The sequence below is a fragment of the Phytobacter sp. V69 genome (assembly GCF_965644215.1).
In the GTDB taxonomy this organism is placed as follows: Bacteria; Pseudomonadota; Gammaproteobacteria; order Enterobacterales; family Enterobacteriaceae; genus Phytobacter.
On record NZ_CBFFRL010000020.1, the window covers coordinates 26,556 to 39,244 of the forward strand.

At 54.0% G+C, this 12,689-nt stretch carries 6 protein-coding genes and 2 pseudogenes; 4 read left to right on the forward strand and 4 right to left on the reverse strand.

Annotation, left to right across the window (positions count from 1 at the left end):
• The first annotated feature begins 2 nt into the window (after positions 1-2).
• Positions 3-1,535 carry an MFS transporter gene (locus ACSZPU_RS04665; RefSeq protein WP_498995975.1) on the forward strand — a complete coding sequence of 511 codons (1,533 nt, stop codon included), beginning with the start codon at positions 3-5 and terminating at the stop codon, positions 1,533-1,535.
• On the opposite strand, the gene ACSZPU_RS04670 is transcribed toward ACSZPU_RS04665, so the two are convergent.
• Genes ACSZPU_RS04670 through ACSZPU_RS04685 form a run of 4 tightly spaced genes read right to left on the reverse strand, consistent with a single transcriptional unit; the run spans position 1,520 to position 7,167 of the window.
• Positions 1,520-2,269: a thioesterase II family protein gene (locus ACSZPU_RS04670; RefSeq protein ID WP_498995978.1), complete on the reverse strand. Its 750-nt coding sequence runs from the start codon at positions 2,267-2,269 to the stop codon at positions 1,520-1,522. The two genes, ACSZPU_RS04665 and ACSZPU_RS04670, sit on opposite strands and share 16 nt — an antisense overlap.
• Positions 2,266-4,662, reverse strand: a complete 2,397-nt coding sequence (locus ACSZPU_RS04675) for an ABC transporter ATP-binding protein/permease (protein WP_498995981.1) — start codon at positions 4,660-4,662, stop codon at positions 2,266-2,268. The genes ACSZPU_RS04670 and ACSZPU_RS04675 overlap by 4 nt, the downstream gene beginning before the upstream one ends.
• Positions 4,655-5,626: an ABC transporter permease gene (locus ACSZPU_RS04680; RefSeq protein WP_498995983.1), complete on the reverse strand. Its 972-nt coding sequence runs from the start codon at positions 5,624-5,626 to the stop codon at positions 4,655-4,657. Before ACSZPU_RS04680 ends, ACSZPU_RS04675 begins: the two co-directional genes overlap by 8 nt.
• The gene (locus ACSZPU_RS04685; protein ID WP_498995986.1) at positions 5,623-7,167 is read right to left on the reverse strand and encodes an ABC transporter substrate-binding protein; all 1,545 of its coding nucleotides are present in this window, start codon (positions 7,165-7,167) and stop codon (positions 5,623-5,625) included. The genes ACSZPU_RS04680 and ACSZPU_RS04685 overlap by 4 nt, the downstream gene beginning before the upstream one ends.
• Positions 7,168-7,468: 301 nt before the next feature.
• Here ACSZPU_RS04685 and ACSZPU_RS04690 point away from each other — a divergent pair, with 301 nt between their 5' ends.
• From ACSZPU_RS04690 to ACSZPU_RS04700, 3 genes and pseudogenes are all read left to right on the forward strand, one after another.
• Positions 7,469-9,502: a TonB-dependent siderophore receptor gene (locus tag ACSZPU_RS04690; RefSeq protein WP_498995989.1), complete on the forward strand. Its 2,034-nt coding sequence runs from the start codon at positions 7,469-7,471 to the stop codon at positions 9,500-9,502.
• Between the two features lie 135 nt (positions 9,503-9,637).
• Positions 9,638-11,146 (forward strand): annotated as a pseudogene (locus tag ACSZPU_RS04695) ((2,3-dihydroxybenzoyl)adenylate synthase); the annotation flags it as partial.
• 87 nt (positions 11,147-11,233) lie between these two features.
• A pseudogene (locus ACSZPU_RS04700) lies at positions 11,234-12,496 on the forward strand (salicylate synthase); the annotation flags it as partial.
• Positions 12,497-12,689 lie beyond the last annotated feature (193 nt).

The following is a 12,689-nucleotide window of genomic DNA, read 5'->3' on the forward strand; positions in this document are numbered from 1 at the left end:
GCATGTTAATGAATGAAGAACAGGCAAAAAATCGTAGATGGACCACACTGGTGGCCGCATTGAGTGCTGCTATCATGACGATGGACATCACAGTCGTGAATATTGCGCTACCAAAAATAGGTGAAGGTTTCCTTACTAATCTCGCACAGTTACAGTGGGTAATTAATGGATATACCCTGAGCTTTGCTGCCTTGTTATTGCTGGCTGGCGCCATCTCCGACCGGCTGGGTCGGCGCCCGATATTTTTGTGTGGTAATGGATTATTTGTTTTGGCTTCACTGGGCTGCGCACTGGCACCTACCATCAATGCGTTGATCGTTGCCCGTATACTCCAGGGCGCTGGCGGTGCCATGGTATTGGGGACTGCGCTGGCACTGATTGCCAGTGCCTGTGAGGGTGAATCACCCAAGATTCGCACCAGCGCGGTGGGATTATTTGCCGCAGGGGGAGCCGTGTCAGCAGCAACTGGCCCCCTGATTGGCGGCATACTCATCCAATGGGCCAGTTGGCCATGGCTGTTTGCCATCAACATCCCCGCCGGATTACTGATCATTTTTCTCACCCTGCGCCATGTTGATGAAAAACCCGTACCCGCACCGCGTTATCCTGTCGATGTTGCTGGCGCGGTTTTCGTCACTCTCAGCCTGTTTAGCCTCAACTACGCCGTACTCAACTTTTCATCTGATGCCACTCCCTTTGTCCGCCTCGCACTGCTCATCGGGATCGCTTCGGCTTTATTGTTTTTATGGATTGAGGCTCAGCGGGGCGATCGCGCCCTGCTGCATTTACGTTTGTTTCGCATCCCTATGTTCCTGGCGGCAATCCTGCTCAGCTTTGCAGGCCGCATTTTCAGTTTTGGCTTGCTGCCGTTTATTACGCTTTGGCTGAGCGGCCTGTTGCACTATTCGGCGTGGCACACCGGTTTGATTCTTTTGAGTCAGTCACTGGCGATGGTGGTCGCCGCCGGATTAAGTGGTCCGCTTTCAAGACTGATTCCAGTCCGCATAGTGCTGGCAATTGGCATGTTCATTGTGGCTCTCGGTCTGACCCTCAGTAGCCATGTGCAAATCCACAGCGACTGGCTGGTGATCCTTCCGCTGCTGTTGATGCTGGGTATCGGTGCTGGATTAACCATGCCGCATCTGATGGATCTCGCTGTTAGTGTTGTTCCTGCACATCAGGCTGGCGCTGCATCGGGCACTGCAAATACGTTCTTCCCGCTCGGTACTGCCGTGGGTATCGCGTTGTTTGGACTGTTACTCAACCATGTGATCCAGCAAGCTTTGCCGTTCTCCCTGTTAAGCGCCACTGGTATCAGTCAGCCTGCCTCAGCCCTTCAGGCCATCAGCAGCGCGCAGTTTGATGTGCTGAATGCCGTGCCCGAATTGCAGCAACGGGCCTTGCGGGCATGGGTAGATGGATTAAACCTCTCATTCCGCGTTGCCGCCGTTGCAAGCGCCCTCGCTGGTCTGGCGGCACTGTGGTTGATTCGTCCGGTACAACCACAGCCGGAACAGACTCAGGACAGTGTCTGAACCTCACTTAAGCGTGCCAGTAATCGTGAAAGAAGTGGCTGTAGGTGTTCCCTGAAGTAAAAATGTCCACCGCAAAAACAGTCCAGGGTGAAACTGGCTGTTGTCCAGCTTGCCCATTCTTCCGCCTGCTGCTGATCAAGTTCCGGATCTTCGCTGCCCATGAAGGCGGCGATGGGACATGACAGCAGTTGTCTAGAACTCAGTTGCCACTGCTCAAGCAACGCATAATCCGCCCGCATCGTGGGCAGAATGAGTTCGCGCATCTCGGGTAGGGTCAACAACACGGGATCGGTGCCGTCCAGGCGCAGTAACTCACGGCACAGTGCTTCATCATCCTGTTGATGTAAAAGGCCGGGCTGATGAAACTGCGGCGCCTCACGGGCGGACACCGCCAACAGTTGCGGTGGAGGTAAATCATCGCATTTCAATGCCAGAACCGTTTCATGCGCGACAACGGCTCCCATACTGTGGCCGAAAATAGCCCAGTTCTCGCCAAGATGCGGAGCAATAGCCCGCGAGACTTCCCCCACCAGCTCCGGCATTGTCGCGGGGATGGGATGCTGCCAACGCTCCAGACGACCGGGATAGCAGATCACATTCAATTCAATTTCCGGCGGAAGATGTTCACGCCAGCCGCGATAGAGACCAGCGTTGCCGCCCGCATGCGGCAGACAAAACAGTTGCAACTCAGGCTTAATGTATCCGCTTAATGTTCGTATCCAGGGGGAAGTCAACGCGTTGTCTCCTCTGTGAGTTGCACTGCTGAAATGAGCCGGGATGTCACGGAATGCGTGGGCCGTGCAAGCAATTCGGAAACGCGCCCCTGTTCGACAACCCGCCCGTGCTCGACCACCATGAGTAAACCACCCAACTGTACTGGAAGGGTCAAATCATGAGTGACCATTAACAGAGCGATACCCTGCTGCTGTTGCAACTTTTGCAACAGCAGGGCCAGCCCCATACGCGTCGGCCCATCTACGGCGCTGGTCACTTCATCACACAACAACACGTCAGGGCGGGTAATTAATGCTCTTGCAAGTGCCACACGCTGCTGCTGACCGCCGGAGAGTTGCGACGGTTTTCGAGTAAGCAAATGGGCCTCAAGCCCGACCTGCGCCATCACGCTGATGACCCTCTGTTCACACTGTTCAGCACTTAATGTAGGATCGCTGAGACGCAGAGGGCGGCGCAGCAGCGCACGCACGCTATAGAAAGCATTCAGGGAGCTGGCGGGATTCTGTGCGACATATTGCAGCTGCCATTTTTGCGACGGGCTGCGTTGATGAATGTTGAGAGGCAGCGGCATGTTATGCAGACTTAAGGTGCCGGTGGCATCGGGTTGTAAACCTGCCAGAATGCGCATAAGAGTGGTTTTACCGCCGCCGGATCGGCCCGCAATGGTCAGTGTCTCACCACGTCTCAGAGAAAACTGTACTGAGGTCAGTGCAGTGCGTCCGCCATAAGCAGCCCCTACGGCCTCAGCACTCAGGACGACCTGAGCAGAGGAGGCTTCCTGCTCAGGGATGGGGCAAGGCAACCAGGCATTGAGCAGGCGCTGACCGGCCTGGGTACCAGGTGTGCGCAAAAATGCCTGAGTGGATTGTTGTTCAACCACTTCCCCCTCTGACATCACCAGAATCCGGTCGGCTATCTGACTCGCCTGTGGTAAATCGTGTGCTACAAACAGCACGCTCATCTGATGCGCGCGCGCAGTGGAGGCGATCCAGTGCATCACCGCCTGGGTACTCAATCCATCCAGCGCGCTGGTCGGCTCATCCATCAGTAGCAAGCCAGGATAGCCAAGCATAGCAGCCACTGCCATCACGCGTTGCAGTTGTCCGCCAGAGATTTGATGTGGATAACGCCGCAAAAAAGCCGCATCATCGGGCAGCCCCAGTTGACGGAAATGAGACGTCACCTGCTGATCGCGTTGAGCATCTGTGAGTCCGCGACGCGCGGCCATCCATCGTAAATACGTGCCCAGCGTTTGCGAAGGTACCATGCTCAGACGGGGATCTTGCGGTACAAAGCCAACGTGCCGGGCACGCAGCTTTCTCAATGCTCGGGCATTGATTGAAAAGAGCGACTGCCCCGCGAGCCATACCTCACCGCGAATGGCAGTTGTGGCGTCAGGAAAGTGCCCCAGTGCCGCACGCAGCAAAGTACTTTTACCACTGCCTGAAGTACCAACCAGCGCCGCAATTTCCCCCCTTTTTATCTGCAGCGAAACGGTATTGATCAACGTCTGTTCAGGAAGTTCCACGCTAAGCTGTTGAATATTTAGCCTACTATCGGCAATGCTTTGTGCGTGCGAAAACGAAGCCACCGGAGGCGCATATCTTCTGCGCGCATAAACAAACAATCCATCCAGACTCAGGTTCAGAGGAATAAGCAGCAGCAGGATAGCAAAGATCGGCGCGAGGGTTGCCCAGGGTTGAAACGATAACCCCTGACGGTTCTCCATGATCATCAGCCCCCAGTCAGCCAGGGGTTGTTGCGCCGCCAGCCCAAGGAAACTGGCGGTGGCCAAAATGAAAATGGCTGCCAGCAGGCGAAGGCCAACATCTGCACTGAGCAGGGGTAACAGGTTAGGCATGATCTCCCGAAAGAGAATCGCTGCCAGTGACTCCCCCCGACAGCGCGCCATGTCGACGTAATCTTGCTGTAATTGTTGCAACGTCGCGGCACGAACCAGACGGAAAATATCGGGCACCATCACCAATATCGCCGCAACCACTGCGGCCGTATAACCGCGCCCGCTAACGGTGACCACCAGTGTCAGTAACAGCAGCCCCGGAATACTGAGCAGGATGTCAGCCAGCAACAACAACATCCGTTCAATCCAGCGTCCTTTCAACGCCGCAAGCATCCCCATCAGTCCGCCAATCAGCCAGGCCAGTAATACGCTCAGGCAGGCCAGCAATAAGAGTTGTTGACCACCGCTGAGCAGGCGGCTGAAGACGTCTGCGCCGAGATAATCTGTCCCCATCCACGCCGCTGAATTTGGCGAAGCAAAGGGCATATCACGTATCTCATCGATCGCATAAGGTGCCAGCCAGGGGCCGATAAGACCGATGAATGCCATCAGGCTGAAGAAGACGAATCCTGCATATGGCCGTTTACGCATCGCGCCCTCCCCGGAAAGCAGCGGGGTTAAGCAGCCCGGTCAAACTATCCGCGAGGAGATTCAGTAGCACCGTCAGTGTACACATCACCATCGAGATGCCCATCACCACCGGCGTATCGCGCGATAGCGTGGCATTAAGAAGTGCCGCTGCCAGGCCTGGCCAGCCAAACAGTGTTTCTGCAACCAGTGCGCCAGCAAACAGATAAGTGATGTAACGTGCCAGGACCGGTAAACAGTGGCCTAATGCTTCGGGCAGGATCCAGTGCAATACCACGCGGTATTCCGCTATTCCATTCATCCGGGCGCATTCACAGGCTGGAGACTGAGAAGCACGCATAACACCAAGGCGGACCAGTTTGATGTTCTGCGCTAACGCGACACTGAGCAGTGTCATTATTGGCAAAATAAACAGTGACCACTGTGACCACAACGACTGGCCCGGGGAGAGAAGCGAAAGCGCAGGCAACCAGTGAAGCGTTAACGAAAACACCATTACCAACAGTGTGCCCGTCACAAATTCCGGTAACGCCGCGAATCCCAGGGAAAGAAGACTGATGCCTCTGTCGATGACACTGCCTGAATGAAGCCCACAATAGATGCCTAAGCCCAGGGAGATCACCACCAGCAACACGCTGGCGCTGGCCCCTAATGCCAGTGAGCTCCCCCCACGCTCGCGAATGAGCGTACTTACGGATCGCCCGTTTAAGTAGCTGGTCCCCCAGTCACCGTGCATGACACCCTTGGCCCACTGCAGATAGCGTGCAGCTAAAGGCTGATCAAGACCCAGTTGCGCGCGTAACGCCGTCACCTGCTCGCGACTCCCCGTCCCCGCCAGACGCTGGCTGGCAGCATCACCTTTAACCAGCGACATGGCACAAAAGATCATCACCGAAAGAAGCCACAAGGTGAAAACCGCCTGCGATGCACGCCATAGCAGGCGCTTAATTAAAACCTGACACTTCATGCTGAACGCAGCCAGGCATCACGCAGCAGCGGATAGTCAAAGAAGCCAGCCGCTTTGACGCCAAACACACCTGGTGCAGAAGCGGCAATAGACGGAATTCGCGCAAAGATCGCGTCACCGCCATGCTGCCACAGGTAGTGCTGGACATCAGCAACACGCTGGCGCAACGCATCACCGCGTGCTGCCTGCATCGCATTCATCAGATCGTCAAGTTGCGGCGTAGCCGGGCCGGTGAATGACCAGGGAGCCGCATGGCCATAATAGAATGGCAACGCAACGGGCAGCGGCATCGGGCGATAAAGATTGGTTTGTAATGGTGTATTCAGCAGCAGATTAAAATCGCTGTAGTAATCGGCAGCGGGAACGCGGTCCAGTTGCAGATCAAATCCCGTCCCTTTTACCTGGCGTAGCAGTAATGTAGCGCTTTCGGCCGTACCGTATTCGTAGTCGCTGGTGCGTATCTTTGCGGCAACAGAGGCTATGCCTGCCTTCTGGAACAGCGCACGGGCACGTTCAGGATCGTAATGGCGGGTCGGCAATTCCCCATTAAACCACGGTTGCCCCGCGCCCAGGGCATCATTTGCGACTTCGCCTAATCCCATGGTCACTGCGCGTACCATCGTTTCCCGGTCAATCGCATATTTCAGCGCTTCGACAACCGCGGCGTGATTAAAGGGCGCCTTACTGAGATTCATACTAAATGCCAGATTGCTCATCTCCGATTTCGGAGAGTGCCACAGTTTCACTGCCGGATTAGCTTGCTCTGATCGCGCGGTGAGTAGCGCCATCCCCCCCACATAATCAAACTGCCCCGTTTTCAAACCGTTGAGACGTGCAGTGGTGTCACCGACGCTGTAGAGTTGAATCTCATCCAGCCACGGACCACCGTTTGCCGCATCCCAATAGTCTGAACGCGCCTGCAACACACTTTTATCCTGTGACCAGGATTTGAGTATGTAAGGTCCACTCCCCACTGCCGCAGTAAAGTCCTGCGTATTTTCTGGAAAAATAAAGATTGACTGCGCCAATAATAAATCAAATGAACCCACCGGTTTGTGCAACTGCAATGTCAGTGTGCGATCATCCTCAAGACGTGATGCCGTCAGATCGAGCGGCTTCAGCCAGCCACTTTGGCTACCCGGCTGGCTCATCCAGGTACGCAGGCTGAACATCACATCTTTGCTTGTGAGTTGACGACCATCACTGAATGTGACGCCCTGCCGAAGTTTTACGGTCCAGCGTGTCGCATCGTGATTAGGATCTGCAGATTCCATCAGGCGCCATACGATGCGTTGATTGTCTACTTCCGCTAATGAATCCCACACTAATCGTGCGCGTACATAGTCGATATTACTGTTGGTGGCTCGTAACACGTCGGTTGAATCACTGCTGGAACCTGCGAACGCGGCACGCAGTATTCCACCTCTCCGCGGCTTGGGTTCATCTGCCCATGCCAGCGGTAAAAAACCATTGCTGAGCGCGATACCCGCGCCAATACCCATTGTTTTTATCAGTGTTCTTCTGGTTAAACTCTGGTTCATATCCCCGCCTCTCCCTTAACGAAATCATTAAATTTCCGCTTCATTAATGACCATGTCATATGTTATATCATTACATCACCACTAGTGCTATTGATAATCATTCTCACAATAGGCATTAAGAAAACCTTTTATTATTTTCAGGCAGAGGATTGTTATGGAACGCACCGCTTCGTATTTGGCAGGAAAAAAAATCACACAACGCGCAGTAACGGGCCTTTCACTTTCATTATTCACCCTCGCGCTGCAAAGTGCCTGGGCGCAGCAAAATAATTCGACCATAACAGTGATAGCACAGGATGAGGTGTCACACGGAAGCAGGCTTTCGGCAAAGGAAAGCAGCAGCGCAACTAAAACCACGACACCGCTGGTGGAAACACCGCAATCAGTGTCAGTGATCACCCGTCAGCAGATGAATGACCAAAACTCACGCAGCCTGAACGAAGCACTGCGCTACACGCCAGGCGTGGCGGCCGAGCAATGGGGCGGCGTAACCGCATTTGATCAGTTCACTATTCGCGGGTTTAATTACAGCGACACTGGCTATTCCGATGTGTTTCAGGATGGTTTACGCAATACCAATGGCCTGCTCTATGGAGTGCAGCAGGTCGACCCTTTCCTTCTGGAACAGATCGATGTCTTACGCGGACCCGCGTCCGTGCTGTATGGGTTATCAAATCCCGGCGGTGTCATTGCTCTCACCAGCAAATTGCCGACGCGTGAAACGATTCGTCATGTAGAAGTTGAAGGTGGTACGCAGAATTACGGACGGGTCGGCCTGGACTTTGGTGGAGCAGTGAATGACAGCGGAAGCGTACTCTATCGCTTCGTCGCCACCGGCCATCTCGCCGACGGCATGCAGCAGGGCTCGAAACTCAAAGGCTATGCGCTGGCCCCCTCCATCACCTTTAATCCTGATGACAACAACAGTCTTACGCTTTACTCACGCTTTCAGTACGACCCGGATTTGGGGGTGATCACTTCTTTGCCTGCCTATGGCACGGTGTTCACCAACCCAAATGGCAAACTGCCGCGGGATGCTTACCCGGGTGAGCCAAACCACAACACCTTTAGTCGTAAACAATCAACCGTGGGCTACAGCTACACCCATAATTTCAGCGAAGACTGGTCCACGGTCTTAAAAGGCCGCTATTTCGGCGAAACGTCCAATTATGATGCAGTGATCATGTCAGGTCTGAACAACGATATGCGCACCATTAGCCGCAACACCGCAGTCTCTGACGAGCATTACAACACACTCAATTTTGATAATCAGATCCACGGTTTTTTCGATACCGGTGCATTGAGTCATGAGTTACTGACGGGTGTGGGCGTTGACCATATGCGCGGCCATACTTACTACGGTAGTGGCAGCGTGTCATCTCTTGATATTTATCATCCTGACTATGGTGTCGCCGAATTTGGCCCAACCGCGCTGTGGCAGGATAGCCGCGTTTCATCCACGCAAACGGGCGTCTATCTGCAGGACCAGATTGCCTGGCAGCAGTGGCGTACCACGGTGGGTATCCGCCACGACTGGAGCAAAATCATCAATAAAGATTTTCTCTACGGTCAGAATTACGAGCAACACGATCAGGCCACCACGGGACGTGTTGGCCTGAATTATCTGTTTAACAATGGCATCTCGCCTTATTTCACCTGGGCGCAATCTTTCCAGCCGGTTGCCGGTCTTTCTCGCGATCAACAACCCTTTAAACCCAGTCGCGGCGAACTCTATGAGTTTGGCGTGAAGTATCAGCCACCGGGCACCACGACCCTTATTTCTGCCGCTGTGTACAACCTGACACAGGACAGGAGCCTGAGCACTGATCCGGCGAATTCCGCTTTCCAGACCCAGGGCGGAAAAATTCGTGCACGCGGGCTGGAGCTGGAGGCACGGGGCGCCTTAACCGAACAGTTCAGTGTGATCGGTAGCTACACACTGCAGCAGGTGAAGTACACCCAGGACACTCAAGGCCGCGAAGGCAAAACCCCACTGCGCGTACCACGGACATTTGGTGCGCTATGGCTGGACTGGCAGGCGCCAGCAGGCACAGAGGTTGAGGGTTTAGGCATCGCTGTGGGGGGGCGTTTCAGCGGCGGCACCAAAGGAGGGACCATGGACAATCAGTTTAACACCGGGGGTTATGGCCTGATGGATGCTTCAATTCGTTATGAGCTCGGCAAACTCGATCCTTCTTTACGCGCTGGCAAAGTGCAACTGACAGCACAAAACCTGCTGGACCGCAAAGTTGTCGCGGGTTGCTATTCCACCGACACAGGCTGTTTCTGGGGTGCAGGCCGTCAGGTGATTGCCAAATTTAGCTGGGACTTTTGATGTAATTGCCGGCCAGTAGTCGGCAATCCTTTTTCGGTAAGGAGAAAGATGATGAACGAACGTCAGCGTTACAGCGCCTGGAGTGACAGTGAGCGTGAACACTATCGACAAAATGACTATTGGGTCGATCAACCACTGGGCGAACAGTTACGCCAGTGGGCAATTCGGCAACCCACCAGCATCGCACTGGTGGCAGGAAAGCAGCATCTGAGTTACGCAGGGCTGGATAATCTGGCCGACAGACTTGCTGCGGGATTAGCCGCGCGTGGGATTCGCTCACAAGATAATGTGTTGCTGCAGTTGCCAAACTGTATTGGCCTCGTGGCAACACTGTTCGCTCTGTTCCATCTCGGCGCACGCCCGATTCTTGCCATGCCTGGCCAGAAAGCGGCAGACATTGATGCCTTGAGTCAACTGGCAGAACCCAAAGCCTGGTTTTATCCTCATCACTATCTTGGGCATGACTATCAAACATTGGCATCGGATATGGCAGTTAAACATCCCGGTATGCAACGCTGGCAGGTGAATATCCATGACGATGCAGACTCAGTGATGACAGCGTTTCAGTCCGAGCCCCAGCCTTTTCCTGCACCGCATGCAGAAGATATTGCCCTCCTCCTCCTTTCTGGTGGCAGCACCGGTACGCCCAAATTGATACCACGCACGCACGCCGATTACTTTTACAACGCACGTCGCATGGCGGAGATCTGCCAGCTTTCCAGCCAAAGTGTGTATCTGGCGACATTGGCTGTGGCACACAACTTCACCCTCTCCTGCCCGGGAGTGCTGGGCACGCTATTCTCAGGCGGCAAAGTGGTGCTGGCGCAAACCTCAGGCTGTGATGAAGTGTTCCCTCTTATTGAGCGGGAGAAAGTCACTTTCACTGCACTGGTACCACCGCTTGTCACCCTGTGGCTGGAGTGTCGGGCATGGGATGAAAGCGACCTCTCCAGTTTGCAATTTATTCAGGTAGGGGGAGCACGGCTGGATAGTCAACTGGCAGCAAAAGTCAAACCCACCTTTGACTGTCAGCTCCAGCAAGTTTTCGGTATGGCTGAGGGACTAATTTGTTGCACACGGCTTGATGATAGCGATGGCGTGATTTTACACACTCAGGGTCGTCCGATTTCGGATGCGGACCAAATAAGAGTGGTGAATCAGGATGGACTTCCCGTAGGAATCGAAGTCTCCGGTGAACTTCTTACCCGCGGCCCCTATACTATCGGCGGCTATTATCGCGCTGAAGCGCAAAACCTGCAGGCGTTCACGCCGGATCATTTTTACCGTTCTGGTGACCTGGTGCGCCTGACCGATGCGGGCAACTTCGTCGTGGAAGGTCGGCTCAAAGAGCAAATTAATCGTGCCGGTGAAAAGGTGGGTTGCGCAGAGATTGAGTCGTTTATCACTAATCACCCTGATGTGGCAAGTTGCGTCGTAATTGGTGTTGAGGATGCACGCCTGGGTGAACGTATCTGTGCCTGTTTACCGGGTGATACCCACCTGACACTGGCTGATTTACGTGGCTACCTGCAGCAACAAGGTGTCAGCAATAATAAACTGCCTGACCAGTTATTACCTGTTAAGCGTTGGCCATTAACCGCCGTTGGCAAGATCGATAAGCGTCAGCTGGCGGATATTGCCATGCTTGCCCTGGACAGCAGTGAGTCCAGCCATACCCTCATCCTGCAGGCTGACCCGCTCGATGTCATTTATCACTTGCTGAAGAACGAATCTGATTGTCACATTGCCTATGAGCGCGACGAATGCTGGGATATTGGAATAGGCAGTCAGGTAAAAATCTCACTGTATGTTGATCGTGCTGAACTTACCCTGCCCAACGCCGTGGAAAAGAGCTGGCAAGGTGGCAGCTGGCAGACAAATCTGCAACAGGCGCTGGATGCGATTCCCTTTAGCGACTGGCAGGCTTATGGTGTGAGCCATTTCGAGTTCTCACACCTGATACACGATGTGCAGCCAAAACACTTACCTAAGGCACCCCCCCTGCTGGCCCTCTTTATCCCGCATGTGCAAATCAAATTAAAGCCGGGGGAAGCACAACTGATCGCGTCTTCTGATCAAGATTTATCGCAACTGGTGAAGCGTGTTCAAGCGGCGGATCGTGTTGCAGTGTTTCCAGAACCTGATGCTCAATGGCAAGCTTCAATCGCCAAACAGATTCGCGAACAGGATGCGCGCGACTATTGCCAGCGCGTTGCCCTGGCAGTGGAAGAAATTCAGCGCGGTGAATATCAGAAAATTATTCTTTCTCGTCGAATAACCCTTGCCGCTCAAGTCGATTTATTAGCTAGCTATCACGTTGGCCGCCGTTTCAATACCCCGGCACGTTCGTTTGTTGCCCGATTGAACAACGATCACTTCATTGGGTTTAGCCCTGAGACGGTGGTTGAAGTCTCCGATTCTGGCGCGGTCAGCACTCAACCACTGGCCGGCACGCGAGCACTTACCGCTGACGAGGCCGAAAATCGGCGATTGCGCGAAGTTCTCAGTAACGATACGAAAGAAATTGCTGAGCATGCGGTGTCCGTCAAGCTCGCCATTGAAGAACTGATCCCCCTATGTGAGAACCATTCAACCCACGTCAGTGATTTTATGCATGTCTCACTGCGCGGCAGTGTGCAGCATCTGGCCTCTCGGATAAAAGGACAACTTCGCAAAGAGTTCGATGCCTGGGATGCCTTTGGCGCACTGTTTCCCGCAGTAACTGCTTCGGGGATACCTAAGCGCCCGGCGATAGAAGCGATTCAGCGGCTGGAGCCGGTCTCACGCGGTGCCTATAGCGGCAGCGTGTTCATGGTCAATAGCCAGGGTGAAAAGGATGCGGCGCTGGTGCTCCGCTCGCTTTATAAGCATGGTCGTGGAGTGGCGTTACAGGCTGGTGCGGGGATTATTGACCAATCGTTGCCTGACAGGGAGCTGGAAGAGACCATCGAGAAATTACAGTCGGTTAGCCGTTTTATTATTCCAGATAAATGAGAATAATTTTAAAGGTAAGCGTCACATTTGTAAGCGCCCCATAATGAACATTAGCGCCCTTACAGGGCGAGCGTCACCGCTTCGCGGTTCCGATGGTATTCATGATCGGCATACCGTTTTATACTCTGCGGTATGTTAATTTCCGCAGGGATTCATGAAAATGGCACGCAGCAAAGCCCCCAGAAAACGCAAG

Excerpts from the sequence above, each read along its gene's own strand:
- ACSZPU_RS04675 (WP_498995981.1), bottom strand. The coding sequence starts at position 4,662 with ATGCGTAAACGGCCATATGCAGGATTCGTCTTCTTCAGCCTGATGGCA.
- ACSZPU_RS04685 (WP_498995986.1), bottom strand. The coding sequence starts at position 7,167 with ATGAACCAGAGTTTAACCAGAAGAACACTGATAAAAACAATGGGTATT.
- ACSZPU_RS04665 (WP_498995975.1), top strand. The coding sequence starts at position 3 with ATGTTAATGAATGAAGAACAGGCAAAAAATCGTAGATGGACCACACTG.
- ACSZPU_RS04680 (WP_498995983.1), bottom strand. The coding sequence starts at position 5,626 with ATGAAGTGTCAGGTTTTAATTAAGCGCCTGCTATGGCGTGCATCGCAG.